The following is a 23,562-nucleotide window of genomic DNA, read 5'->3' as shown; positions in this document are numbered from 1 at the left end:
CTCCCCGCGTTCGGGCAGCACGCCGCGGATACGGGCCCAGCCCGAGGAGAACAAGAGGGTCACGAGGCGCCGGTCTCCGCCTTGAGCAACTCGCTCAGCAGCTCATGCTGACCGGTGAGCTTGTGCGTCAACAGCGTGCGCGCCGCGCGCAGCAGTTCGGCCACATCCCCGCCGGACAGGGCATAGGTCACGGTCGAGCCATCACGGTGCGCGGTGACCATGGCCGAGCGGCGCAGCACGGCCAAATGCTGCGACAGCCCCGTCGCCTCCACCTCGATGGCGGCCAACAGGTCCCGCACCGGCATCGGCCCGTCCTGCAACAGCTCCAGCACCCGGATCCGGACCGGATGGCCCAGCAGTTTGAACAGCTCCGCCTTAGCCTCATACAGCGGCATCGACATCACTGGGCCGCCGCCTGGCCTGTTGTGGAGCCGCCCGAATCGGCAGTGCCCGCGTCGACATCCAGACGCACCCCGTGTGAGCGGGCCAGGTGCGTCACATCCTCCCACTCCGCTTCGGCCAACATCAGCGCGTCGACGTCATCCTCGGCGCGGGCTGCCCGCAGCGCCGCGTCCGCCAGACGTAGTCGTTGCCTGACCGCGGCGGCGAAAGACCCGCTCACATCACGCCCCTGGTTCTCGATCACCGACAAAATCCAGCTCCATAATGTATTGAATTGCGTAAATGCGCAATTCGTGGAGCCCGATTCCCGTGCCGGGGTTGGGTTCCGTGCACTCGTCAGCGCGGCCCGGCTTCACGTGTCGGGGTCCAGAGACCATGCTCGATGCCGTGGGGCCGACGAAGGAGGCCTGGCGGCGCCAATCGCCCCCAGCGACGTGCCGATGCTGGCCACCGCATGGCGATCGTAGGGCGCTCTGGCTGATCATCCTGATCGAAACCGAGACCCCGACGTGTCCGCCAGACCAGCTATCTGGTGACCGTGTGCTGGGAGAAACTCGTGTCCGTCCACAGAGATCCGGAAGGATCGGAAGCCGCAGGGACCACGAGCCCTGGTCCGTGAGCGGGAGGAATACTTCCGGCTCATGGATCAGGGCTTCAGTACGCGCGAAGCGGCTCAGATGGTGGGGATCAACCTGCGGACCGGCAAGAAATGGAGGAAAGGTCATCACTCGCCCGGCAAGGGCCTCAAGCCGAAAGCCCCGATCCACCAGAAGCAGGTCGAGCACCCGGCCGGCCCGCAAGGGCCGCCTTTCCGTTCCTCGCGGTACCTGAACGAGAACGAGCGCATCCACATCGCCGACCGAGTCCGCGAGGGAGCCTCCATCCGACAGCGTGGTAGGCCATTCCAACGCAAGGAATATTTTGGTGATGTAATCTGAGGGATAGAAGAGCGGTCGATGGCGAGATCCGGAGCGTGGTGTGGCCCAGGAGACGGCGCATGCGAGCATGCTGACGCTGGCTCGTGACTCCCGCGGGATGACCCAGACCGCGCTCGCCCGCGCCATGTCGGCCCTGGCGGGAGAGCCGATCAGCCAAGGCTATGTGAGCAAGGCCGAAGCGGGCCGCCTGGTCGTCGAGGGAGATCGCCTAACCGTGTACGCCCGCGCGCTGGGCTACCCGCCGGCGTTGCTTCGCCTGGACGCCGACCTGACCGGGATCGGCATCGGGCTGGTGCATCACCGCAAGAAGGCCGCGCTGGGAGCCCACGCGCTGCGCCGCATCCACGCGCAACTCGCCCTGGGCCGCCTGCAGACCCATCGTCTCCTGCAGGCCCTGCCCGCCGATCCGACCCTTCACCGCTTCGAGCACATCGCCGTGAACGACCTCGACACCCCCACCGAGGCGGCACAAACCCTGCGCAAGCTGTGGGAGGTTCCCGCCGGGCCGATCACCCACCTGGTCGGAATGATCGAAGGGGCCGGCGGATTGATTCTCGTACGCGATCTCGAAAGCCGTGACCTGGACGCGGTCAGCCAGTGGAACGGCGCGGAGCGCCCGCTGTTCCTGCTGGGCGCGCACGCTCCGACCGACCGATTCCGGTTCAGCCTCGCCCACGAGCTCGGACACGTGATCATGCATCCCGAGCCGGGCGCCACCCCCCAGCAGGAGCGACAGGCCGATGAGTTCGCCAGCGAGTTCCTGATGCCCGCCGCGGACATCGGCGGCGAGTTGAGCGCAGGCTTGGACCTGCCGCGTCTGCAGATGCTGAAGCGACGATGGGGCGTGTCGATGGCCGCCGTGACCCGCAAGGCGCTCACCCTGGCCGCCATCAGCGAATGGCAGTACCGCAACCTGATGATCGAGATGTCCACGCTCGGCTACCGCACCCACGAGCCCGGCGAAATCCCACGTGAGCTCCCGCAGGCCGTGCCCGCCGCGGCGCAACGCCTCATCGCTCAGCACGGACTGGACCGCGCCGCTGAGATCGCGGGACTGCTTGCTGAGGAGTTCACCCGCTTGTTGCTGCCCCACCCCGGCTCGCCGGACTCCAACCCCGCCTGACACCCGTTACGTCTCACGAGGTGAGCACATGGACGACCGCACCAGCGCACCTGCCCGTACCGTGGCGCGTTCCCTGCTCACCTCGCCGCCCGACCGCGGTACGGCCGGGCGCGCCATCACGCAGCGCGCCCTGACCTTGGAGCGCGCCAACCTGCTGCTCGAAGCGCCCGGCTACCTTCATCCCGATCACGGCGGCCTGGTGGTGTGCGGTACCGGCTGCTCGGCGCGGCTGCACGCGCTGCGGCGGTCCTTTTCCGGAGTGCTGGCCGAAGACTGCGCCGCGTACGAGAAGGAGGTCGCCACCACCGACGCGCCGTTCTGTCTGCCGCAGGATGCCCTATTCGGCGGCGACCTGGACAGCGCGCTTCAGGAGCAGCTCGACAACGGGGCGTCCTTCGCCATCACCCCGACCCGCTATATCAAGGCCGGCGATCCCGCGGCCTTGAAGGCCGTGGTGAAGGCGGCTGGGGCGCTGCAGCGCGACGACGTCGTGGTGACGCTCCCCGTCTCGATCGGGTGGCTGCGGCCGGAGGCGCGTACGACCCTGGTGGCCGCGATCCGCGCGATAGAGCACCCGGTCGCGCTGATCCTCGGCGGGCAGCGTGACCCGCTCCAGCAGTTCGCGGCCGCCCCTCAGCAGCTTCGGCAGCTGCTGGCCGACGTACCGGGCACCGGGCTGTGGCGTACGGACCTGGCCGGGTTCGACGCCCTCGCCCATGGCGCCGGCTTCGCCGGCATCGGCGCGGGCGGCTCGCTGCGGCACCTCGTCCCCGCCGGGGAACGCACCGAGACCTCCGGCGGCGGAGCGAACTACCCCGCGGTGCTGATCCCCGCCATGCTGCGCTTCAGCAGCGCCAAGTTCATCGCCGACTCCTACGCCAACGCCACCCCGCCCCGCTGCACCTGCAGCCGCTGCCAGGGCAGGCCGCTGGACGATTTTCTCGGCCTCACGAACCCGGTGAAGGCGGCCGCGCACGCGCACAACAGCGCCACCTGGAACGCCTGGCTACCCGATCTACTGGAGCAGCCCACGCTGGCCGACCGGCAGATCTGGTGGCGAGCCCGCTGTAAGCAGGCCGTGAACACGCACGCCATGGAGAACACCCGCATCAAGCAGCCCAACCACTTCAAGCCGCCCAGGCCGCTGGAGAAGTGGGCCAGCCTGCCACTCAGCACCGACAATCAGGCCATTACACCCTCGCCGCCAGCAGATTGATCTGCTGGTACGCCTCCTCCAAGAACAGCCAGCTCGCGGCGGTGAATCTGCGGAGTTCGAAGGGCACCGGCGGGACGATCACATGCGATTCGCCGTCGGCGTCGACGATCACGCCGATGCCATAGAAGTCGGCTTCCATCCGCAGCACATGGAGATCACGCGGCGGCGCGGGAAGCAGCATCGCGCGTGAACAGAACGGCGCGAACCGGCCCGCCCGCTCCAGGCCCACACGCCACGATCGGGCCGGCACGACCGCCAAGCATGCCTCGATCGGGGGAACCGCCAAGCGGGTCACGCAGCCCTGGTCCATGCGTATCGCGCCGTTCGGGAGTCGGCGCAGGGCATCGGAAGCCGCCCGTTCGACGGCCGACAGCGGCAGTGGCGCATTCACCGGCAGATCCAGCAGCACTCGCAGCGCGTCCGGCGAGGTGATGGCCGCTGGGCCGGTGCGCCGCCGCCGTTCGATCTCAATCTGGTTCGGCTCATAGTGCAGCAAGACCGAGGTGCCCTGCAGCACCACGCGTGACCATGAACCCCGGTTCAGGGTGAACTCCGGCGCGTCGGCGACGGCCTGAGGAAAAGCCTCTGCGGCGCCGGTCACGTCTTCACCCTCTTCTGCTCGCCCATATCGTTCATATCCGTCCCCGTGATCCGGTCGTAATGCCCCCGCAGGCCCGCGACCAACCGCCCCAGAGGCTCCCAAAGGGCATCGCCGCCTGCGCGGCGATACCAGCGCCGCCGGTCCCGCCCAACCTCCGTCACCCTGGTCACCATCCGCAGGGCCAGCAGATCGCGCACCACGGGGTAGTACACCGCCGATTGCACGCCTTGCCGGACGGCCAGCCTCCCGAGATTCACCTGACCATCCGGTGCGCTGGCGAACGCCTCCAGCACCTCCAGCCGATACCGGTTGCCGAACATGCAGGCAGAGACCGCACGGATGTCATCCAGATCCGCTCCACGCACCCCTTCACCTTAGTGATTAACGAATCCGTAATCCATGGCAGATGATGTGTTGCCTGCTTGCGACCCTCCACCAGCTACCTCGCCCCGGCACAACCGGGGCCCAGTCGGCGTGACGACGCACGAGCATACGCCTCCACCCGTCGCCTGCGACTCCTCTGTCACGAACCCATCACAATGCGTACGCGGCCGAAACCGTGGAGATCCCACCCGCGATGGTCCCTACAGGGCACGAAAAGGGGGCATCAGATGGACAGCAGCCAGCACGGTTACGCCGTCATCGACCTGGAGACCACGGGACTGCGGCCGTCGTGGCACGACCGGGTCATCGAGGTCGCCGTCGTCCTGCTCGACCCGCTCGGGCGGATCACCGGCGAGTGGAGCACCCTGGTCAACCCCCAACGTGACCTGGGGCCGCAACACATCCATGGGATCAGCGCCGCCGACGTCCGGCACGCCCCCGGCTTCAAGGACATCGCCGGGGCGCTCACCGAGCTGCTGCGCGGCCGGGTGCCTGTGGCCCACAACCTCCGCTTCGACCTGGGCTTCCTGCACGACGAGTACGCGCGGGCCGGCACGCCGATCCCCGATCTGAGTCCCATCGGCATCTGCACGATGACCGAGGCCATCCGCTTCCTGCCCGCCGCCCCACGCACACTCGCCGGCTGCTGCGCGGTCGCCGACATCTCGCTCGACAACCACCACGACGCGCTCATCGACGCCCGCGCCGCCGCCGCGCTCCTGCACCACTACCTCAAGCTCTCCCACCCAACCTCGCCGTGGACTGCCTGTCTCACGACCGCCGCCGGACTGGTCTGGCCAGTCATTCCCCGCAGCGCCGCCACTCCGGTACGGCGGGGCGCGTCGGGCGAGCGCGACAACCACTTCCTGGCCCGGCTGCTGGACCGCCTGCCGCGGGCGTCCGACACCGTCCGGGCCGACCCGTACTTCGCTCTGCTCGACCAGGTACTCCTGGACCATCACATCTCGGCGACCGAGGCCGACATGCTGATCGCCCTGGCCGCACGGTTGGACCTCGGCCGCGCCGACGCGCTCCGTCTGCACCACGACTACCTGAACGCCTTGGCTCACGCGGCCAAGGCGGACGGCGTCGTCACACCTGCGGAACGCCACGAACTCGACCTCGTCGCCGCCCTGATCGGCCTGCCGCCCGTTGCAGTTGAGCAAGCCCTGGCCGCTGCCGCCCCGCCCCAGCACCTTGCCGTCAACGGCTTCCGCCTGCGGCCGGGTGATCTCGTCGTGTTCACCGGGGACATGGCAGGCGGCCGCGAACTGTGGGAAGAACGAGCCCGCCAGGCCGGCTACGCCGCACACTCCAACGTCACCAAGCAGGTTCGACTGCTGGTCGCCGCAGATCCCGACACCATGTCGGGGAAGGCGCGCAAGGCCCGCGCCTACGACATCCCCATCGTGACACCGGACGCCTTCACCCGGATGAGCGCTGCAGCCGATCGCTAGCAGGCCGCGCCATGTTGATCCAGGCGTCCGGGCACCGGCTGGCGCACAAGATCTGCCACGGCAACGCCGGCAGGCACGCCGGGAAACCGGCAGCATCCCTCGCCCGAGCGACATCGCTGAAGCATGGGAAGGAGGCTCCGCCTCTGGATTATCTCAAGGCCGACAGAAGCTGCTCGGAGCACAACGTCAGCAAGAGACGACCTCCCGTAGAACCAGCCAACGTTGAGCGCCGTCCTACGGAGGAGATCGGGTCCATCGGGCAGCACGTCCACACGTTCGCCCATCTCCATGTCTCGCAGGATCGTGCGTACACGTGAGAAGAGAGCAATACCGCCCTGCTCGATGGCCACGAGCAACAATCACTTGAAACGCTACGAACCACAATATTTCGACTCTTACCACGCGAGGGGCGAATAGTCAGGCGCTGATCTGCAGTTTATGCCGCCAGAAATGGCATGGCCCTTGATAGAGTCCTCCCGACATTCGCAAAGATCGACGCCTATAGCGGAAAAAGTTTACGTGGAGCCTCCCAAGAATGAAACTTTCCGACCTGTGGTTCGTGCATGGTGATATCGGCGGCAACACGGCCCGACGCCTGGTGACTCTCGGAGGCTCTGCGGACCTGGTCGACCGGGAGGGATACCCGTGGGCGGAGACCTCCACGGGCATCTGGCGCATCCTCTTTCAGGGAGAGACTCACGACGGCTCGGATCCTGCACTGAGGATTTCAGGCCAAAGCCGTACCGCAGCCCAGGCGCTGAAGCCCCCTACGTGGGAGATGGCGGGCGACGTCAATCCCAGCAAGGTCGTGGCGTCATTCGAGGACGCCTTCCGATTCCGGCAGGAAGATCCGGCGAGTAGCCTGCAGGGGTTGCGCGAGCCGCAACTCGGGGCTGTGCACGCGGTTTTGGGCCACTGGGCATCGCGGCGTATGCAGCCAGCCACCGTCGTCATGCCAACGGGGACGGGCAAGACCGAGACGATGGTCGCGCTGCTGGTGGCCGGACGAGTGCACCGGCTGCTGGTGATCGTCCCCTCCGATGCGCTACGCGACCAAATCGCCGACAAGTTCGAGCGACTGGGATTGCTGCGAGCCCTCGGTGTCGTCACCGCCGCAGTGCTGCGGCCCATCGTCGGGCGGGTCAAGCGTGGCATGCAGGATCCGGAACTGGCTCGCGGATTCGCCGAGCACTGCAACGTGATCGTGGCCACCACGTCGGTGCTTCAGCACTTCTCGCCGCAGGCGCGGGACGCGCTCATGGACGCGTGCAGCCATATGTTCATCGATGAAGCACATCATGTGGCGGCGCCGACATGGCGCCACATCCGCGATCAATTCGCCGGTAAGCATATTGTCCAGTTCACCGCCACCCCGTTCCGTAGTGACGGCGCAGATCTGGGCGGCCGGGTCGTGTTCGGGTTCTCCCTCAAGGAAGCACGCCGCCAAGGCTATTTCTCGAAGATCACATATGCGCCGGTGGTCGATCTGTTCGATCCGGACCGGGCCGTGGCCGAGCGGGCCGTCGAGTTGCTCCGCGCGGACCTGGCGGCCGGCCATGACCATATCCTGATGGCCCGCGTCAAACGGATCGGCCGCGCCATCGACGACGTCCTGCCGCTCTATCAAGAACTCGCGCCCGATCTGAACCCGGTCATCCTGCACAGCAAGGGCCGGAAAAAGGACAACCGTCTGGCCCTGGAAGGGCTACATGCGCGCACCAGCAAGATCGTTGTGTGCGTCGACATGCTCGGCGAGGGTTTCGACTTGCCGGCCCTCAAGGTGGCCGCGATTCACGATCAGCACAAGAGCATCGGGATCACGCTGCAGTTCATCGGCAGGTTCGCCCGTGTGTCCGGAGCATCCATCGGGCAGGCGACCGTTGTCGTCAACCGGACCGAGCCCCAGTTCGACGAGAATCTTAAGAAGCTGTACGCCGAGGACGCCGACTGGAACGACATCATCGAGGTCCTCTCCGCGCGCGCCGTCGGCGAGCAGGAGGATCTGACCGAGTTCGAGGAGGCGTTCGACTTCTTGCCCGAAGAGATCTCGCTACGCAACCTCGCGCCTCGGATGAGCACCGTGGTGTACCGGACCAGCGCCCTGCGGTGGGCGCCCGAGGCGTTGGCTCCGTTCTTCGGTGATCGGCTGCTGACCGATCCGGTCGCCGTGAACGAACGTGACCTGATCGCCTGGCTGGTGGCCGAGGAGCGCAGGCCCGTGGCGTGGGGAACGGTGCGGAGCCTGGAGGACATCTCCCATGACCTGTACGTGCTGTACTGGGATCGCGCACACGGCTTGCTCTACATCAACAGCTCCAACACCGAGAGCGTGCACCCAGAACTGGCGCAGGCGGTGGCCGGCGAGGACGCTGCTCTGATCAAGGGACCGGTCGTCTACCGCATCATGGCGAAGATCAGACGGTGCGTGCCGACCAATGTCGGGACGCTGGATGCCCGTAACCGCAGCCGCCGGTTCCAGCTCGCGGTCGGGGCCGACGTGCTCCTCGATTACCCCGAGGCGGAAAAGCGCAACAAGAGCCAGACCAACATCTTTGTCAGCGGCTTTGAGGGTGGCGAACGCGTCAACGTCGGTGCGTCGCTGAAGGGGCGGGTCTGGAACTATGGTGCCGCTCCAACACTCAAGCACTGGGTCGACTGGTGTGACGACGTCGGTGCCAAGCTCACCGACGCAACCCTTGATCCGGTGGAGATCCTCAAGGGGTTCATCATTCCCGAAGAAGTGCACGACCGGCCCAAACTTGTGCCGCTGACGCTGGAGTGGCCGACGCAGTTCTTCCTGGAGGCCGGCGAGAGCATCACCATCAAGCTAAACGCCTTCAGTTGGCCGCTGATCGACGCCGACCTCACCGTCACCACCTTTACCAGCGATGGCGCCATCGGCTTTACGGTGAGCACCCCGTGCTGGAGCGTCGGCTACCAGCTCGTGATCGCTGACGGTCAGATCGCCTTCACCTGTGACAGCACTGAGCCGATGATCTTCACCGGACGCAAAGTCATGCCTTTCAGCGACTTCCTGCATCAGCAGGGCCTGCGGATCATATTCGAGGACGAAGCGATCCTGGAGCCGGACATGCTGCTCATCCGTCCGGCCGGGGATACGGTTCCGCCCTTCAGCCCGGAACGTCTGCAGATCATCGACTGGTCCGGCATCAACCTCAGCAAGGAATCCCAAGGTGCCGACCGCGACCCGACCTCGATCCAGGCCAGGACCATTCAGCACCTGCACAGCCAGGCCGATTGGGATCTCGTCATCGACGACGACGGCGCCGGCGAGGTGGCCGACATCGTCGCCGCCCGCGTCGAGGATGGATACCTGCACGTGAACCTTGTCCACTGCAAGTACGCCCACGGTGCACCGGGCGCCCGCGTGGCCGACCTCTACGAGGTCTGCGGCCAGGTGCACAAGTCCACGAAATGGCGGCACCGGCCCGCGCGCCTGTTCCACAACCTCATCCGCAGAGAAGGCCACCGCCGCAAGCAGGGACGGTCCGGGTTGGAGAAGGGGACTGATCGCACCCTGCACGACCTGGCTCAGCAAGCGTCGCTCCTCCAGCCGAAGTTCACCATCACCATCGTGCAGCCGGGGGTTTCGAAGGCTCGCGTGTCCAACGACCAGCTTCACCTCTTGGCCTGCGCCGAGGTCTACGCGATGGACACGGCCAACAGTGTTCTGCACGTGATCGTGCACGCATAGGCACCCCGAGAGCCCGTGCGCCGAAGGATGGGAACCTGTGTTGATCACGCGGAGCGAGCATAGGCTGACCGAATGACGATTGAGCGGTCTCACGACCAGGCACGAGAGCTGTCCCTGGAAGCGGAGAGAAAGGCCCTCCAGGACCACCTCACAGAAGCGTTGCGCCCGATGACCCGGCAGGAACTTCGGGAGGTTGTCGACCGTCTGTGTGGTCCAGGAACAGCGGATGCCGTGCTGACCGAACGCCGCCGTCAAGCAGAGGAAGCGCATCGGATGGTCCAACGGCTCTGGGATGAGCGCTATCGAGACGATCCAACAGGCGCCGCCCGAGCCGAGGCACGCGTCCGCCGGACCCGGGAACGGATCACGGCGCAGACCGAACAGATCGCACAAGCGCGCGCCGCGCGTCTGACCTCTCGTTCAGACTGCGCCGACATGAGTTGAGCTGTACGCAACCTGCGCGTCCGGCACCAAGACCTCACCCAAGGCGGCTGCGACGGCATATCTGCGATACCGCAAGTGCGTGAGCCGGGTGACACCGAGTCAAGAGCCGCGTCGGTACCGCCGTGATGTGTACGGCCCGCCGCTCGGCTCGCCCGAACGGGGAACATCGTGCTGTTCACGCTAGCGAACGCCCGACCCACGCCAGGTGCCGCTCTGCAACAAAAGCTTCTTGGCGATGGCGACCTCTCAATACACCAATACGTGTCCTGCCCTCCACGATTTGGAGGCCACTTCCAGGCAGATCGAGCAGTCCTCGGTCGATCAGAATCGGCCAGCGCTTCCATGTCCCATGTGCTTCCCAGCATTGAGCGACACCCATGTGGATTCCGCGATTACGCACCCGGGCCCAGTGATCTGGATCGGCGGCGTACTCCTCGATGCAGCCGCTATCGGCCCTCCGCTCCCGAACGTGTCCCCAGCCAGGTAGCGGGGTGAGACATCACGATTGCGGTTCGTGATCGTTTCAGGTGGGTGCCTGCGGGTCGTGTAAGGCCGGCGACGCTCCGGTGCCTAACAACAGTGGCGGCATATAGATGCCATGACTGTCGTCACGGAGCCGACGATGTCGGGGAATGGATGCGCGATTCCAGCCCGGCCAGAAGTGTCTGGAGTCCGAACTCGAACGGGTCCCCGGGCGGGGTTATGGCGGCGGAGTCGACGCGGGCCCGCAGCCGGGGGAGGGTCTGGGCGACCGCGAGCATCTCAGCGGTGATCCCTTGGAGCTCTTTGTCGGCGTCGGCGCCGTTTCGTCGTAGATGCGCCTGCCAGGCTGCCTGTGCCGCCTGGCCCTGCGCGGCGCCGATCACGAACATGAGCACGGTAGCGGCTGCCTGGTCGGCCTCGGCTTGGGTGAAGCCCGCCGACTCATAGATCGTCAGGGATTGTTCGTCGAAGCGGGCCTTGTTGGGGCCGTAGATGAGGTGCGTACTCATCGCCGGGATCAACCAGTAGTGCCGCACGACCATGGCATACGCTCCACGCGCCAGCGACGCGGCAGCTTCCCGCCACCCGACTCCGGCGGTGTCGGGCAGCGGGATCTCGCCGAACACGTGGTCGGCGGCGAGAACTACCAGCTTGTCCTTGCTCTTGACGTGGTAGTACATCGCCGATGCGGCCGACCCGAGGTGTGCGCCCAGACGGCGGATGTTCAGCCCGTTCACGCCTTCGGCGTCGAGTACCTCGACGGCTGCCCGGACGATCTGCTCCTTGGTCAGCATGTCGCCCAGCCTAGCGAGTGTTGAACTTAGATCAAAACGTGCGCTACGGTGTCGAACAAAGTTCAAAAGCCTTCTTGAGGAGATCCCCGTGTTCCTCGTTGTCGCCCTGCAGTTCTTGCTGGCCCTGACGTACCTGGTCGTTCCGTTGGCCGGTCACAGGTACGGCGCCGCCGCTCAGAAAGAAGCCGATGCAGAGATTCACCGACAGGGCCACAGCCCCGCCGTATTGACCAAGCACGGCCTCGACTTCACCGCCAGCACCGCCAGTGTGACGGTGTCCGTGGCGATCGCCGCGGGTCTGGCGACGCTTGCCGTGCTGAATCTGTTCGATCAGCCAATGCTCACCTGGATCCTTCAGCCCATCCTGCTGATCGCCGGCGGCTTCGTCACCGCCTCCCAGGTTTTCGTCGTCCGCTATGTGGACGCCGCCTTGCGCAAGTCCGGCACCGCCGACATCGACGCCAAGTCGCTGATTGGGGCGGCGAAGGCGGCGTTCCCCGGCTGGTTCCATCCGCTCGTCCTGGCGCGCTTCCTCCTCACGACCGCGGGCTCGCTGGTCATCCTGCTCTTGCTTGCTGTTTCCTGACCGGGGGGCTGAGGGCCCGGCTGGCGAGTAGCAACTCTACGGACTGAAAGACAGGTCGGACGTTGGGCCCCATGCCAGCCTCATCGCTCGCCTCGCCCCATGACCCACCCTCGAGGCAGGGGCTGTCGGGATTAGAAGATTTAACGACACCCTCGGATTGGGGCCGCAAATCCTCTGGAAAACCGGGCATCGAGTGACGAACCGTGACGTCAGGGGGCCGGTTCCGCACACGGATTGACGACAGTATTTTCCGACAGGAAAATCGGGCTCCAACCCTTCCCGAGGAGAGTCCGGTGCAGATCGTCTACTCCCGCGTCTCCACCGCGACCCAGTCCCTGCTGCGGCAGCGCCACATCCTCACCGATGCCGGCCTTCTCGTCCGCACCGAAGGCGTCGCCGAGGGATTCCGGCCGGCCGTCGGCGTCCGCCTCTTCGAGGACCCCGCCACCACCTCCAAGATCCCCGCCCTCGACCGGCCCGCGTTCGGCAAGATCGCCGCCAAGGCGCACCCCGGCGACATCCTGACGGTCTCGGAGCTGTTCCGGCTCTGCCGCGACCTGCTCGACATCCACGCGGTCCGCAACTGGTGCCAAGCCCGCGGCGTCGCCCTGCGCGTCCTGTCCGGACCGCTGTCGAACTTCCACGATCTGGCCGCCAACGACGCCACCACCGCCGTCATCATCAACGTGATCACCGCCATCGGCCAGTTCCAACGTGACATCCAGAACGAGCTCACCGTCGAGGGGATCGCCGCCGCCGAGGCCGAAGGCCGCTACCGCGGCCGCCCGCCCGCGCTGGACGGTGACCGGCGCGAGGCCGTGCGGGCGGCCTTCCACGAGGGCACCTCGATCGCGGCCCTGGCACGGGCTCATGGGGTAAGCCGGGCGGCCGTGCGAACCGCCCTGGCCGACCTGCTACCCGGCCAGGGCGTCCTGCCTCGGCCATCGGCGTGATCGACGGGAAGGGTCAGGCGACCAGGCCGAGGTCAAGACGGCGGCCCATGTCGATGTCGATCGTGCCGTACAGGTTGGCGTTGGACCAGAACAGTGGCGAGAGTCCTCGCTTGTCGGCGTCGGTCATCTTCTTCTGCCAGGCGGTGTCCTTGAGGACGGATTGAACCAGCAAGGTGTTGATGAAGACCAGCGCCGACTGGAGCAGGTGAAGGCTGAGCATGGAGACCTCCTGATGCTCCTTGTCGCTGCCGGGGATGGTGCCGGCGCTGCCGTAGAACAGGTCGGTGTTGGCGGAGTTCCAGTTCTCCACGACCTGCAGGCCCTCGTGAATCTCGCGGCGCAGTTCCTGCGAGGCGACGTACTCGGCGACGAACACGCTCTTGACCGCCTTGCCGAGTTCCTCGATGGCCTTGTAGGTGGCGTGTTTGGGGCCGCCGCGGGTGAAGCGGCGCAGCACCTGCTCGGCCTCGGCCGTGCCCAGCCGCAGGGCGGTGTCGTATTTCACCATCTGGTCATACTGCTGAGCGATGATCTCCCAGTCGATCGGCTTGTCGGCCACCATCCCGGTCAGGCAGGACGGGACCTGGTCATCGGCGTCGGCCTTCACCAGCTTCTGCCGGGCGATGTTCTTCATCCGCGGCAGCAGCTTGAACCCCAGCAAGTAGGAGAACGCGAACCCGACCAGCGACTGGCCATGACTATCTGTGTACTGGCGATCGATGGTGGCGTCGGTGCAGTGCCGCAGCACGCCCTCCATCATCGCGGCGACCTCAGAGGCGTTGCAGGTCCGAAGCTGGGAGTAGACGCACACCGACTTGCGGTCCACGTGCCAGTAGATCATGACGCCGGGGCCACCGTACCGGGCGTGGTACTCGGTCATCAGGTTCGACGACCAGGACCCGAACTTCTTCGAGTCCGACGCGCACGCGGTGCCGTTGCCCCACCACAATGGGTCCCGCATCCTCAGGGTGGCGTTGACCAGGGTCGCGATCGCCGCGCGGAGGTTGTCGCGGTTGACGAACAGGTGCCGGGTCGCGCGCAGGGCCGCCTCGGTCTCGCCGTGGCGGCCGCCGTCGGCGACCCGTTTGATCCCCACGTTCGTGCCAAGCGCGTACAGCACCAGCAGCAGGCGTTTGCGGATCACCTCCCGCGGGGTCGCCTCCCTGGTCGCGACCGTGGTGAACGCGTCGGTGAAGTCGGTGACGAAGTCCGACTCCTTCAGGAAGTCCAGCAGGTCGATGATCCCCCAGCGGGCGGCGACCTCGGTGTGCAGCGCGCGCAGGTTCTCCGGGACCTTCAGCTTGCCCAGATCAGGGATGTGCCAGCGCGGCTCGCCGCGGTGCGTCTTCGCCTTCGCGCCGCCGGACTTGTTCCTGGTGACCGCCTGGCCGCAGGCCGCCATCGATGCGCGCATCGCCTCCTTCAGCGTGGCGATGAACACGCTGGCATCCAGCGGCTGGCGCAGGTTCTCGTAGTGGACGTCCCGGTTGTCCTCGAAGTCGGCCGGCAGGTCCTCCTCCGGGTTGCGCCAGCGGCGGGCGCCGGCGACGTAAATCTCGCGGCGGCGCAGTGCATCCTTCAGCGACACGATCACGCACAGCTCGTAGGAGGCCCGTTCAATGACCCCGTTGTCGTCGACGACCGCTTCCAGCCAGCCGTCAGGCACCACCCCTTGGATGGGGACGTTCTCCGAGGCGTCGTAGTGGCGGGTGGTGTTCGGGATGTCGGCGTAGCGCTGCAGCAGGTCCACGGCGTCCATCACCGGCCGGTAGGCGGTGTTGTTGCACTTGAACGCGATCGCGGCCAGCAGCTTGGGCAGCATCCGCCGGTAGTAGGAGGTGTAGGAACTGGTCAGAACCGTCCGCACCCGCGCCTTGAAGGCCCCGGCGTCCGCCTTCGCCTCGGCCACCAGCGCCTGCAGCGTCGCCTCCCCGCCCGGCACCGCCGGGAACACCACCTGCCGGACCGTGCCCTCCGGAGCCCGCAGCGACGCCTCGGCGATCGAGAACAGCTTCTCGCTCTTGCGGTGCACCTTCTTGGCTTCGGCCTCGATCGCCTTCTCGACCTTCCGCTCCGCCCGCGTGTTGATCTTCGACACGAGGCCGATGAACAGATCGACCAGGGCGTCGGTGATCTCCGTCGTCCGCGACCACGCCAACGCGGCCACCAACGTCAACCGGACCGGCGGCTGGTTCGCCGCGAAGTCCGACGGATGCGAGGCCATCGCCCGCGCCCGCCAGGAGGCCACCAGCCGGTCGGAGTACCCGCCGAACAGATCCGCCGACAGTCCCAACGCTTTGGCCCGCCGCAGCTTGACGATCTCCTCCAGCAGCGTCTCCAGCCCCAGCCGTCCAGGGTCGGACTTCAGCTCGAGCAGGAACCCATCCGCACCCGTGGCCAGCTCCCACAGCGACCGCGCCGAATCCGCCGACAACCCGTTCAGCACATGCAGGCAGAACTCCCGCTCGAACCGAGCCCGGCCCGCGCCCACGATCCGGTCCACCCGCCCCGGCGGCTCGATCTTCAACGTCCGGCAACGCCTCAGCAGCGCAGCCCGCAGTCCCTCGTCCGTGAACACCATCGGGCAGATCTTGTCCGCCAGCCACTCGGCGAGCACGTCCTCATCCGCTCGGGTCGACTCCCGAAACCCCAGCGCGTCCCGCACTTGGGCTCGGTGCCGCTCGATCGATCGGCCCACCAGTCGTACTCCGCCAGCAATGCCGGCTCGACCTTCACCTGGCTGGCCACGTAGTCCACCGCGACCTTGGGCAGCTCACCCATGTGCCGCGGGAACCGCCCCTCCTGCTCGAAAAACTTCAGCATCAGGCCGAAACCCAGACGAGTCGCCCCCGTCTTGTTCCCTACCAGTTCCCAGTCGCCGTCCAGCAGCGTCCACGCCGCGATCAGTTCTTCCGGTTCCCACTCCCGCCGCACCCGATCCGCCCTCCCACCCGACCGTCTCTAACACGAACACGATCAAGCAGAAGGCCCACCCACCCGCCCGCATTCACCGCTCCGAAACGACTACGAATCGCAATCGTGATGTCTCACTCCGCTACCTGGCGGCTGAGGACATGTTCGGGAGCGGAGGGCCGAACCCGACCCAGCACCGGCGTGCCATCGGCAAGTTCATGTAACCCTCGCGAGACCGTGCCCGCGCTCACCCCGGCAGCCCGGGCGACCGCCTCGATTCCCCCATGCCCGCGCGTCTGGGCTTCGGCCCCCATCAGCAACCGCCGCTGACGCTCGTCCAGATGAGGAAAGAGCAGCCGAAACTTCACCGCCAAGGTCGCCGAGCCATCTCGCCCATCGCCCATACCCTCACCATGACAGGCCCACCCCGACACACCAGCCTGCCGAGATCAAAGCACCTAGTAATTTTCCGGCGGCTCCTGGTCGCTAGGGTGTCCGGAAAGGTCTACGTTTTTGGACGGGGATCTCATGACGTTCATCTATGACAGCCAGCGGCCAAAGGTCTTGCGACCACAGGTCGACGGCAAGAGCGGATACTCGCACACGTGCTAACCGTGGTGACCGAGCAGGGCGTCAAGGTCGTGTCGCTGACCGAGAACTTCGACCTGGACACCAAGGAAGGCCGCTTCATGTTCGCGGTCCTGGCCGCGGCCGCCGAGTACGAACTGGAGCTGCGCGCCGAGGGGATCGCCGCAGCCAAACGTCGCGAAGCCACTGGCGCCATGCTGCCCGGCAAGAAGAAGACCGGCCGGCCGCGCACCATCGGCCCCGCCGAACTGGCCACGCTGCGCCGCCTGGTCGACGACGGCGCCTCGGTCACCGAAGCCGCCCGCACCCTCAAAATCGGGCGCTCCACTGCCTACGCAGTGCTCGCGCGACGCTGACCAGTAGTTACCCCGCCCGCATCCTGTTTCTGCCCGTCCGCGCCCCTAGCAAGATCGTTCTCATCGATAACGGCTGTCCGCCGGTTCCTCAACCCCGGAATGGGCGGCGACCAGCTTCGCCCGCGAGCACTTCTTCGCTCATGTGGAGGTCTGCACCGACGAGACCGAGTGGGCCGAGTACACGGCCGAGTCGCGCCCCGAAGGCGGAGCACGGTTTTGCTGGAGACTCCGTGCACAATCGCGCCGCCGTCGCCTCCTGGCTGTCCTGGTGCCGCAGCGTGAAGCGATGGGCGGCGCCGTCAGTGCCGGGCGAGGCCGAGCGCAGTAGGGAGCACCCGGACGAGACCCGGGCCGTGCCCAAGACCACGCTGCACCGGCTGCTTTCACGCCGGGATATCCCGCTGCGGGAGAAGACGCTGTGGCGCATGCTCTACGAAACCGCCGCCAGGGCGGCGGAGATCCTCGCGCTCAACGTCGAAGACCTCGACCTGGAAGACCGGCGCGCGCCGGTGAGATCGAAGGGCGGCGCGATCGAGCGGGTGTACTGGGACAGCGGCACCGCCCACCTGCTACCCCGCCTCCTGCGCCTGCCCGACGGCACGTCCCGCACCCGCGGGCCGCCGCCGTACACACTGAACGCGCAGCTCACCCCCTAAATGGCGGCCAGTGACCGCCGCGTTTACGGCACCCCAAGGGAGACGGATCGTGCGACAGCGGCTGGTGCGACCGGCGGGCCCCATGCAGGTCGTCCAGGGCGGCCTTCACATCGTCGCGGGTGATCTCCCGCAGGTGGTCGTAGCGCTCCGACCAAGCCAGCAGCGTCGGGCGGACGTAGTTCATGTGGTCGACCAACCGCGAGGGCTGCCTGGTCAGGTGCGCTGGTTTCGGAGCGTCTGCAGCAGATCGGCGGCCCGGGCATCGGCGGTCTGCGCCTGGTCCGTGGCGGTCTGCGCCGCAGCCTGGGCAACCGTGAGCTGAGCACGTACATCGCCGAGCTGCTGCCCGGCGGCGGCGAGGTCCTGGCGCAGCCGGTCGGTCTCGCCTGCGTGCTGCTGGTGGGCGCGGTCCAGCTCGGTGCGGGCCTGGCCGGCGGCGGCTTCGGCGGTGGCCTTGGCCTGCTCGGCGGCTTCGGCCTGGGCGCGGGCGACGGCCAGGTCCTTGCCCAACTCCCGGTTGACCTTGGTCAGTTCCTGGTCGCTGCGCTGCAACTGCTCGGCGCGCTGCCATTCCTGCTCTTGCTGGGCCTGGGCGTGGACGGCGGCACGCGTGGCGTCGGCGGCCTGCTCGGCGGCCGCGCGCGCGGCCTCGTGCTCGACGACCCGGGTCCAGGCGGCGGTGACCTGCCGCTCGCGCTCGGCGTCGGCGTCACGCGCCATCCGCTCGGCGACCCGTTTGGCCTCTACGGCCTGCTCGCGCTCATGGGGCGCGGTGGCGGCGCGGCGGACCGCGCGGTCGCGCTCACCTTCAGCCAGGGCGTCGGCGGCGGCCGTCTGACTGTCCCGGATTCGGGCCACCGCTCCGTCGCGGACAGTGGTGAGCGCCTCGGTGTGGCGCTGCAGCGCCTGCAGCACGCCGTCCAGGCCAGCGCTCAACGTGTCGGCCGCGGCCAGCACCGGGGCGGCGGCAGCGTCGAACAGGTCCAGCGCGCCGTCGACGCTGGCGGCGTGCGCGGCCCGGCGCTCGTCCTGAGCCTTCTGCTTGCAGGTCTTGCCGTTCTCCCAGACGCGGTCCGGCGGGCCGCAGTACTCCCGCGCCGAGCTCTGACGTACGACTTTGGCCTATCGCGACCGGATTCTCGCCACTAGAAGGCGATCTTCATCTCTTTGATCTCCCACATATGGGACGTTAGGGTCTCTCCATGGTCGAGACCCGGGGTGAGACGCCATGACGGACCGCGCGAGGCTCGCTCTCGGACGGCCCCTCGGGCACGACGGCCAGGGAATGGTCCACGAGGAGCTCAACGGCAAGATCAACGGGCAGTGGGACGTCGCCTACAAGGAATTCGATCCCGAGGTCCTACGCCACCTCGACCTCGCCGTCCTCACCGCGATGACCCAGCTGATCGGCCGCCTTTCCCCGCCTGACGTGGCATGGTTGGGCGAGAAGACAGCCTGGCCGGCCGAGCTCGTGGAGACGAATGGTGCCGTCACCGGTTTCCTGATGCGGACCGTGCCGCAGCGGTTCTTCTTCGACGTGCCGACCCCGTCGGGTACCGTACGACAGCTGGCGACGATGGACCTTCTGTTCAACCAGGACAGCGTCACCGACCGGGACCGCCTGCTGATGCTGGCCGATCTCGCCGACACCCTCGCCCGTCTGCACGCGATGGGTATCGTCGTCGGCGAACTGTCCCCCAAGAACGTGCTGTTCACGACAGGACCCCAGCCGGAGTGTTTCCTCATCGGCTGTGACACGATGCGGCTGGGCGGCGCGCAAGCACTGCCGCCGGTGGAGACACCACCCGGCTGGCAGGTACCCGCAGGAGAGCAGCAGGGCACACCGCAGAGCGACGCCTACACGTTCGCGCTGCTGGTCATCCGGGTCTTCGCCCGCGACCCGTCCTCCACCGACATCTCGCGGCTGGCCGCCATCAGCCCCGGCCTGACGGACTTCGCGATGGCCGCGCTTCACCAACCTCCGTTAAACAGGCCCCTGCCCCCGCAGTGGGCCGTGCGGTTGCGCGAGACAGCGCAGCCGTGCCCGATGCTTCCTCCTGTTCGCCACGCACATCCTTCCCCCAATTCGGGGCGGTCGAAGAAGATCGGCATCGGTGCCGCGGCGGGAGCGGTCGCGCTGGTGCTGCTCGTGGTGGGCGTGAAAGCCGTGGTCAAGAACACGGTACGCGGGTCATTGGCCAGCCCTTCGAAGGCCACTTCAACTCCCTGCTGGCCAACTGCGTGTACTGAGCCCGCGGAAACCTACTCCCCAGACCCAACGCCTACCGATACCCCTACTCAGACACCTACCGTGGAGCCGACCGAGGAGCCGTTCGACATCGACGACCTCAACAGCCAGGCCACCGACCCGACCCCGATCACCGCGGACGGACTGCTCCCCTCGTCCTTCACGAGCGACAAGGGGGTGCACTTCACCCGCAGGGCCTATGGGGTGGAGAAGTGCCCGAGTCCGTGGCCAGACGCCCACGTCAAATCCGCCCTCCGCACGGCGGGCTGCAACAAAATGGCTGTGGGCGCCTATGTCAACATGGGCGCTCCAGCGGGTAAGCGGATCCTGGTGTCCGTCTGGGTCGTTCCGCTGAAGAACGTGGCCAGGGCCGAGAGCGCGTACTCCAGGCTCAAGAACTACTCCGTGGAGGACTGGGGCATCCGGTGTCCCCCCGAGGGTCCGGGATCAACCGGCATCTGCTTCCACCCGGAAAACTGGCTCAATGCCCAGCTATACGGATGGACGGGGTACAAAGCCCGCTACGTGATCCACACCATCGCCGTCTACACGAATCGGACCCGTTCCCCCAGCGCGAAACCGTGGGTCAAGGATGCCTCCAAGGCCGCGTCCAACGCGGTCGGGCCCGGGATCTATGACGGAACAGACTGACATTTGTCACCATCGTCGGCGTGCCAGGCGGCACTATGGCCCTGTTTCTCTGAAAGATCATTCTCAGCGCCAACGGCTGTCCGCAGATTCCTGAACCCCGCAGAAATCCCAGAGTTCATGCGAACTGAAGGTTCACCAGGATGTACTAAAGGAACTTCAGGCTCTATGGGCTGGATGGGCCCTTGGGTTCATCGCGACTGGCGGGGTTTTGTTCCTCGGCCATGGCGGCGAGGAGGACGCGGGCGTTCTCGGCATAGCGGATGGCGGTCTTAGGATCCAGGCCGAAGACCGCAGCGAGGTGGAGCGGGTCGGGGCCGTGGGCGAGTGCTTCTTCAAGTTGCCGGTCGACGCGCAGGCGTTCCAGAGTCGCTGCGTGGCCTCGGAGCTTCTTGGCGAAGTAAATCTTGGAGACCGGGGCGGTGTCGTGGGCACTCATCTGGTTGATGAGCAGGGCGGCTGTCGGCGGTATCCTCCTGGTACGACTACCTCGCCTACGAAGACGGCCGTGGGGACCCGCGGTACAGCCGTTGGCGCTAAGCGCTTGATCATGGCAGTCAGCTGCGGGTCTCGGCGTTCGGGTGGGGCTGGGCCTGGAGCCGTTCGCGCAGCTCGACCTCCTCGGCGGTGAGCGGGTCTTCGGGCTGGCGGATGCGGGTGGGCTTGGGCCGCAGCGGCAGGCCGTCGTCCACCGCGGCGGCCCCGGCTTCCGCGAGTGCCCGGTAGAGCGAGGCGACCGAAGGGGACTTGCCCGCGTTTTCCCCAACCTTGATGGTGAGCTTCTTCGCGATGTCGGGGACGGGGACGCCCTTGTCCTTCAGCGCGACGGCGAAGGTCAGCATGTCGTCGTCGATGACCTTCGGCCGTCCGCCGTGGTTGCCCTTGGACGCGGCGATGACCTGCCCTTCTAGGGTCTTCTCCCGAATGTAGTTGCGCTCGATCTGCCCGGCCACGGCGAGCACGGCGAAGAACATCGCTCCCATACCGTTGGGGTCGTAGATGCCGCTGAGCAGGTCAGTGAGGAGTTCGAGCTGGATGCCGCCGGCCTGGAGCTCGGCGGACAGCGTCATCAGCTCGGCGGCGTTGCGCGCGAGGCGCTTGAGCTCGTGCACGGTGAAGATGACCGGCGTCTCGGGGGCGGCCTCCTTGAACTGGCGGGCCAGCGCGAGCGCCTTCTCCAGCTCCGGCCTCACCTTGATCCGGGTGCTGATCTGCTCGGAGAAGACCTTGTGGCACTCCGCCCGGCGCAGGGCTTCGAGCTGGCTCGCCAGCTCCTGCCGGGCGGTCGACGTCCTCGCGTACCCGATCCGGACGGGCCGCTCGGTGCGGGGCGCGGGCACGACGGCGAGCGCGGGGCCCTGCTTCCATGCGCGGCCGGGGCGCCGGTCGGCGGGGACGGGCATGCGGCGGACGGTAGCCAGCCCCCGCCAGCGATCGAAGAGCTTCCGGAAACCCCCGCAATAGCCCGAACGCCTGTGCTAGACGACCAAGATCAAGTGCTTAGCGCCAACGGCTGTACCGCTGGTCCCCAACGCCGTACTTCCCCAAGAGCACCGACCTGTCGATCCACACCCGCCAGCAACTCGACGCCGTCGCCGTCGAACTCAACGCCAGACCACGAAAGGCGCTCGACTGGGACACCCCAGCCGAGCGCCTCGCTATGCTTCTCGCCACCAGTAACTGATCACTGTGTTGCGACGACCCCTAGAAAGTGCCTCCTGTGGAAGGGCCTTTTCGCTGCGGCAGAGCCGCGGCTGGCTCAGGTCAGCTCCATCGTGCGGCGTACCAGATGCCGTACTTCTTGATCGTGGCGTGGACTTCGACCTTGCCGTTGTCGTAGTCCCGCACCGGCCCGGCGTAGGAGGAGTACTTACCGGCATCGACGGCGTCCCAGCCCGCCTGCCACTCTGCGCTACTCGGGCTGGGACTGCCGACGGCTCTGTTGTCCCTCGAATTGCTCAGGCCGTCCTTCAAGCGAACGGAGACCCACTGGGTGCCATTGGAGTTGGAGGCCACCGTCCGGGCGCACATCATCCTGCCGCTTGCGTAGACCTCCAGGTAGCCGACCACCGCCTGGGTCTGGCCTCCCTTGACGGGCACCTTGGCGAGCCGCGTTCCGGAGCAGCCGGCGGTCGCCGCGGACGCGGGACCTGCCAGTGCGGCCATGCCCGACATGGCCACACTGGCCGTGACGGCGATCGTGGCCATCGTTCTGCGTAGTCCCATCTGAAGCTTCTCCCCGATTTCGTGGCTCATACATCGCGCAGTCTCCGCACAGCGGGATCGCTGTCCGGAGATGGGCACCAACGTTAGAAGCCGCTGTCCTCGTTCCGTCCTCGCCCGATCCTCATCTCTCCGGCCTTCCACGTGGGGAGTTCGTCACCTGCGGATCCGCAGATGGCGAACGAGAGCGTCAATCGTCGTGCGCCGAGACCGAGGACAGCCTGGCGCGGGCCAGGGCGGAGTCGGGGTGGTCCAGTTCGTCGAGCACGGTCAGGGCCAGCCGCCACTCGCGGCGGGCCGCGCCGATCTCGCCGACGGCCTGGTGAGTGTCGCCGAGGTGGAGGCTGGCCGTGGCACACAGGAAGCGGTCGCCGACCTCGACGGTCAATGCCAGCGACCGCTCGTAACAGGTGACGGCCTGCTCGTACTGGCCGAGATGGTGGTGGGCGTAGCCCAGGCTGTCCCAGGTGGCGGCCAACCCGTGGCGGTCTTCCGTTTCGTCGTACAGGGTGAGGGCCTGCCGACAGTGGAGGAGGGTCTTCTCGTACTCGCCGAGCAGGGCGTGAAACCAGCCGAACGAGTTGAGAGCACGGGCCTGTCCAGACCGGTTGCCGGTGGCCCGGTAGAGATCGAGAGCCTGCCGGACGTGATGGATAGCGTCCAGGGGCCGATTCCGCAGTTCGAACATGCTCGACAGGTGGCCGTGGGCGTGAGCCTGACCGGTGCGGTCGCCGAGCCGTGGCGTTCCCCCCGGGGTGTGGACACCCGGTTTCATGCAGCCAGTGCGGTCAGTCTAGCAAGCCGATCTTCATAGACGGTCGGGGGCAGGTTTCC

23 protein-coding genes and 3 pseudogenes are annotated in these 23,562 nt (G+C 66.9%); 12 read left to right on the top strand and 14 right to left on the bottom strand.

Features of this window, described 5'->3' with window-relative positions; genetic code table 11:
• Positions 1–59: 59 nt before the first annotated feature.
• Both AB0F17_RS60030 and AB0F17_RS60025 read right to left on the bottom strand, forming a co-directional pair.
• Complete coding sequence (locus AB0F17_RS60030) at positions 60–401, bottom strand: metalloregulator ArsR/SmtB family transcription factor (RefSeq protein ID WP_357657552.1); 342 nt, start codon at positions 399–401, stop codon at positions 60–62.
• On the bottom strand, positions 401–652 hold the full coding sequence (locus tag AB0F17_RS60025) for a hypothetical protein (RefSeq protein WP_358044454.1): 252 nt from the start codon (positions 650–652) through the stop codon (positions 401–403). The genes AB0F17_RS60030 and AB0F17_RS60025 overlap by 1 nt, the downstream gene beginning before the upstream one ends.
• A 322-nt stretch (positions 653–974) precedes the next feature.
• Here AB0F17_RS60025 and AB0F17_RS60020 point away from each other — a divergent pair, with 322 nt between their 5' ends.
• From AB0F17_RS60020 to AB0F17_RS60010, 3 genes are read left to right on the top strand one after another with little or no spacing between them, the layout of a single operon-like run.
• Positions 975–1,340 (top strand): helix-turn-helix domain-containing protein, encoded by a 366-nt coding sequence (locus AB0F17_RS60020; protein WP_358044573.1) that lies wholly within the window; start codon positions 975–977, stop codon positions 1,338–1,340.
• Between the two features lie 40 nt (positions 1,341–1,380).
• Positions 1,381–2,463, top strand: a complete 1,083-nt coding sequence (locus AB0F17_RS60015; RefSeq protein ID WP_358044451.1) for an XRE family transcriptional regulator — start codon at positions 1,381–1,383, stop codon at positions 2,461–2,463.
• 28 nt (positions 2,464–2,491) lie between these two features.
• Complete coding sequence (locus AB0F17_RS60010) at positions 2,492–3,679, top strand: hypothetical protein (protein WP_358044448.1); 1,188 nt, start codon at positions 2,492–2,494, stop codon at positions 3,677–3,679.
• Here the strand turns inward: AB0F17_RS60010 and AB0F17_RS60005 are convergent.
• Together AB0F17_RS60005 and AB0F17_RS60000 are read right to left on the bottom strand one after the other, a co-directional pair.
• The gene (locus AB0F17_RS60005) at positions 3,654–4,280 is read right to left on the bottom strand and encodes a hypothetical protein (protein WP_358044445.1); all 627 of its coding nucleotides are present in this window, start codon (positions 4,278–4,280) and stop codon (positions 3,654–3,656) included. The two genes, AB0F17_RS60010 and AB0F17_RS60005, sit on opposite strands and share 26 nt — an antisense overlap.
• Positions 4,277–4,645 carry a hypothetical protein gene (locus AB0F17_RS60000; RefSeq protein ID WP_358044442.1) on the bottom strand — a complete coding sequence of 123 codons (369 nt, stop codon included), beginning with the start codon at positions 4,643–4,645 and terminating at the stop codon, positions 4,277–4,279. Before AB0F17_RS60000 ends, AB0F17_RS60005 begins: the two co-directional genes overlap by 4 nt.
• A 246-nt stretch (positions 4,646–4,891) precedes the next feature.
• On the opposite strand from AB0F17_RS60000, the gene AB0F17_RS59995 reads away from it, so the two are divergent.
• From AB0F17_RS59995 to AB0F17_RS59985, 3 genes are all read left to right on the top strand, one after another.
• A complete protein-coding gene (locus AB0F17_RS59995; RefSeq protein WP_358044439.1) occupies positions 4,892–6,121 on the top strand; it encodes an exonuclease domain-containing protein in 1,230 nt (409 codons plus the stop codon).
• A 535-nt stretch (positions 6,122–6,656) separates the two neighbouring features.
• Positions 6,657–9,836 carry a DEAD/DEAH box helicase family protein gene (locus AB0F17_RS59990; protein ID WP_358044436.1) on the top strand — a complete coding sequence of 1,060 codons (3,180 nt, stop codon included), beginning with the start codon at positions 6,657–6,659 and terminating at the stop codon, positions 9,834–9,836.
• 72 nt (positions 9,837–9,908) lie between these two features.
• The gene (locus AB0F17_RS59985; protein ID WP_358044433.1) at positions 9,909–10,280 is read left to right on the top strand and encodes a hypothetical protein; all 372 of its coding nucleotides are present in this window, start codon (positions 9,909–9,911) and stop codon (positions 10,278–10,280) included.
• 608 nt (positions 10,281–10,888) lie between these two features.
• On the opposite strand, the gene AB0F17_RS59980 is transcribed toward AB0F17_RS59985, so the two are convergent.
• Complete coding sequence (locus AB0F17_RS59980) at positions 10,889–11,557, bottom strand: TetR/AcrR family transcriptional regulator C-terminal domain-containing protein (RefSeq protein ID WP_358044431.1); 669 nt, start codon at positions 11,555–11,557, stop codon at positions 10,889–10,891.
• Positions 11,558–11,645: 88 nt separating this feature from the next.
• Between AB0F17_RS59980 and AB0F17_RS59975 the strand changes: the two genes are divergently transcribed.
• Positions 11,646–12,143, top strand: a complete 498-nt coding sequence (locus AB0F17_RS59975; RefSeq protein ID WP_358044429.1) for a hypothetical protein — start codon at positions 11,646–11,648, stop codon at positions 12,141–12,143.
• Between the two features lie 293 nt (positions 12,144–12,436).
• Entirely contained in the window at positions 12,437–13,096 is a 660-nt protein-coding gene (locus AB0F17_RS59970) for a recombinase family protein (protein WP_358044427.1), read from the top strand.
• A gap of 13 nt (positions 13,097–13,109) precedes the next feature.
• On the opposite strand, the gene AB0F17_RS59965 is transcribed toward AB0F17_RS59970, so the two are convergent.
• From AB0F17_RS59965 to AB0F17_RS59955, 3 genes and pseudogenes are all read right to left on the bottom strand, one after another.
• Complete coding sequence (locus AB0F17_RS59965; RefSeq protein ID WP_358044424.1) at positions 13,110–15,794, bottom strand: Tn3 family transposase; 2,685 nt, start codon at positions 15,792–15,794, stop codon at positions 13,110–13,112.
• A 59-nt stretch (positions 15,795–15,853) separates the two neighbouring features.
• Positions 15,854–16,030 (bottom strand): annotated as a pseudogene (locus tag AB0F17_RS59960) (DUF4158 domain-containing protein); the annotation flags it as partial.
• Positions 16,031–16,221: 191 nt separating this feature from the next.
• Positions 16,222–16,413: pseudogene (locus tag AB0F17_RS59955) on the bottom strand (ISAzo13 family transposase); the annotation flags it as partial.
• Positions 16,414–16,614: 201 nt separating this feature from the next.
• On the opposite strand from AB0F17_RS59955, the gene AB0F17_RS59950 reads away from it, so the two are divergent.
• Together AB0F17_RS59950 and AB0F17_RS59945 are read left to right on the top strand one after the other, a co-directional pair.
• Positions 16,615–16,953 carry a recombinase family protein gene (locus AB0F17_RS59950; protein WP_358044421.1) on the top strand — a complete coding sequence of 113 codons (339 nt, stop codon included), beginning with the start codon at positions 16,615–16,617 and terminating at the stop codon, positions 16,951–16,953.
• A gap of 230 nt (positions 16,954–17,183) precedes the next feature.
• Positions 17,184–17,609 carry a tyrosine-type recombinase/integrase gene (locus AB0F17_RS59945; RefSeq protein WP_358044418.1) on the top strand — a complete coding sequence of 142 codons (426 nt, stop codon included), beginning with the start codon at positions 17,184–17,186 and terminating at the stop codon, positions 17,607–17,609.
• On the opposite strand, the gene AB0F17_RS59940 is transcribed toward AB0F17_RS59945, so the two are convergent.
• Together AB0F17_RS59940 and AB0F17_RS59935 are read right to left on the bottom strand one after the other, a co-directional pair.
• Positions 17,599–17,793 carry a hypothetical protein gene (locus tag AB0F17_RS59940; protein ID WP_358044415.1) on the bottom strand — a complete coding sequence of 65 codons (195 nt, stop codon included), beginning with the start codon at positions 17,791–17,793 and terminating at the stop codon, positions 17,599–17,601. The genes AB0F17_RS59945 and AB0F17_RS59940 overlap by 11 nt on opposite strands.
• Before the next feature lie 29 nt (positions 17,794–17,822).
• The gene (locus AB0F17_RS59935) at positions 17,823–18,566 is read right to left on the bottom strand and encodes a hypothetical protein (protein WP_358044413.1); all 744 of its coding nucleotides are present in this window, start codon (positions 18,564–18,566) and stop codon (positions 17,823–17,825) included.
• Positions 18,567–18,837: 271 nt separating this feature from the next.
• Here AB0F17_RS59935 and AB0F17_RS59930 point away from each other — a divergent pair, with 271 nt between their 5' ends.
• Positions 18,838–20,508, top strand: coding sequence for a hypothetical protein (locus AB0F17_RS59930; RefSeq protein ID WP_358044410.1), 1,671 nt, complete (start codon positions 18,838–18,840; stop codon positions 20,506–20,508).
• Between the two features lie 163 nt (positions 20,509–20,671).
• Here the strand turns inward: AB0F17_RS59930 and AB0F17_RS59925 are convergent, their stop codons facing one another.
• Positions 20,672–20,944: a hypothetical protein gene (locus tag AB0F17_RS59925; protein WP_358044408.1), complete on the bottom strand. Its 273-nt coding sequence runs from the start codon at positions 20,942–20,944 to the stop codon at positions 20,672–20,674.
• 118 nt (positions 20,945–21,062) lie between these two features.
• On the bottom strand, positions 21,063–21,908 hold the full coding sequence (locus AB0F17_RS59920; RefSeq protein ID WP_358044405.1) for a recombinase family protein: 846 nt from the start codon (positions 21,906–21,908) through the stop codon (positions 21,063–21,065).
• Between the two features lie 134 nt (positions 21,909–22,042).
• On the opposite strand from AB0F17_RS59920, the pseudogene AB0F17_RS59915 reads away from it, so the two are divergent.
• A pseudogene (locus tag AB0F17_RS59915) lies at positions 22,043–22,189 on the top strand (IS30 family transposase); the annotation flags it as partial.
• 80 nt (positions 22,190–22,269) lie between these two features.
• Here AB0F17_RS59915 and AB0F17_RS59910 read toward each other — a convergent pair.
• Both AB0F17_RS59910 and AB0F17_RS59905 read right to left on the bottom strand, forming a co-directional pair.
• On the bottom strand, positions 22,270–22,731 hold the full coding sequence (locus tag AB0F17_RS59910) for a hypothetical protein (protein ID WP_358044402.1): 462 nt from the start codon (positions 22,729–22,731) through the stop codon (positions 22,270–22,272).
• A gap of 187 nt (positions 22,732–22,918) precedes the next feature.
• Positions 22,919–23,503 carry a tetratricopeptide repeat protein gene (locus AB0F17_RS59905; protein WP_358044399.1) on the bottom strand — a complete coding sequence of 195 codons (585 nt, stop codon included), beginning with the start codon at positions 23,501–23,503 and terminating at the stop codon, positions 22,919–22,921.
• Between the last annotated feature and the right edge of the window lie 59 nt (positions 23,504–23,562).

This window comes from Nonomuraea sp. NPDC026600 (genome assembly GCF_040638335.1).
Taxonomy (GTDB): Bacteria; Actinomycetota; Actinomycetes; order Streptosporangiales; family Streptosporangiaceae; genus Nonomuraea.
Note: the sequence above shows the minus strand (reverse complement) of the source record. Positions and strands in the feature narration are given on the sequence as shown.

Bases quoted from the DNA above. Each gene is read 5' to 3' on its own strand.
- AB0F17_RS60030 (WP_357657552.1), bottom strand. From the start codon at position 401: ATGTCGATGCCGCTGTATGAGGCTAAGGCGGAGCTGTTCAAACTGCTG.
- AB0F17_RS60010 (WP_358044448.1), top strand. From the start codon at position 2,492: ATGGACGACCGCACCAGCGCACCTGCCCGTACCGTGGCGCGTTCCCTG.
- AB0F17_RS59995 (WP_358044439.1), top strand. From the start codon at position 4,892: ATGGACAGCAGCCAGCACGGTTACGCCGTCATCGACCTGGAGACCACG.
- AB0F17_RS59990 (WP_358044436.1), top strand. From the start codon at position 6,657: ATGAAACTTTCCGACCTGTGGTTCGTGCATGGTGATATCGGCGGCAAC.
- AB0F17_RS59985 (WP_358044433.1), top strand. From the start codon at position 9,909: ATGACGATTGAGCGGTCTCACGACCAGGCACGAGAGCTGTCCCTGGAA.
- AB0F17_RS59980 (WP_358044431.1), bottom strand. From the start codon at position 11,557: ATGCTGACCAAGGAGCAGATCGTCCGGGCAGCCGTCGAGGTACTCGAC.
- AB0F17_RS59940 (WP_358044415.1), bottom strand. From the start codon at position 17,793: ATGAACTACGTCCGCCCGACGCTGCTGGCTTGGTCGGAGCGCTACGAC.
- AB0F17_RS59930 (WP_358044410.1), top strand. From the start codon at position 18,838: ATGACGGACCGCGCGAGGCTCGCTCTCGGACGGCCCCTCGGGCACGAC.
- AB0F17_RS59925 (WP_358044408.1), bottom strand. From the start codon at position 20,944: ATGAGTGCCCACGACACCGCCCCGGTCTCCAAGATTTACTTCGCCAAG.
- AB0F17_RS59920 (WP_358044405.1), bottom strand. From the start codon at position 21,908: ATGCCCGTCCCCGCCGACCGGCGCCCCGGCCGCGCATGGAAGCAGGGC.
- AB0F17_RS59910 (WP_358044402.1), bottom strand. From the start codon at position 22,731: ATGGGACTACGCAGAACGATGGCCACGATCGCCGTCACGGCCAGTGTG.
- AB0F17_RS59905 (WP_358044399.1), bottom strand. From the start codon at position 23,503: ATGAAACCGGGTGTCCACACCCCGGGGGGAACGCCACGGCTCGGCGAC.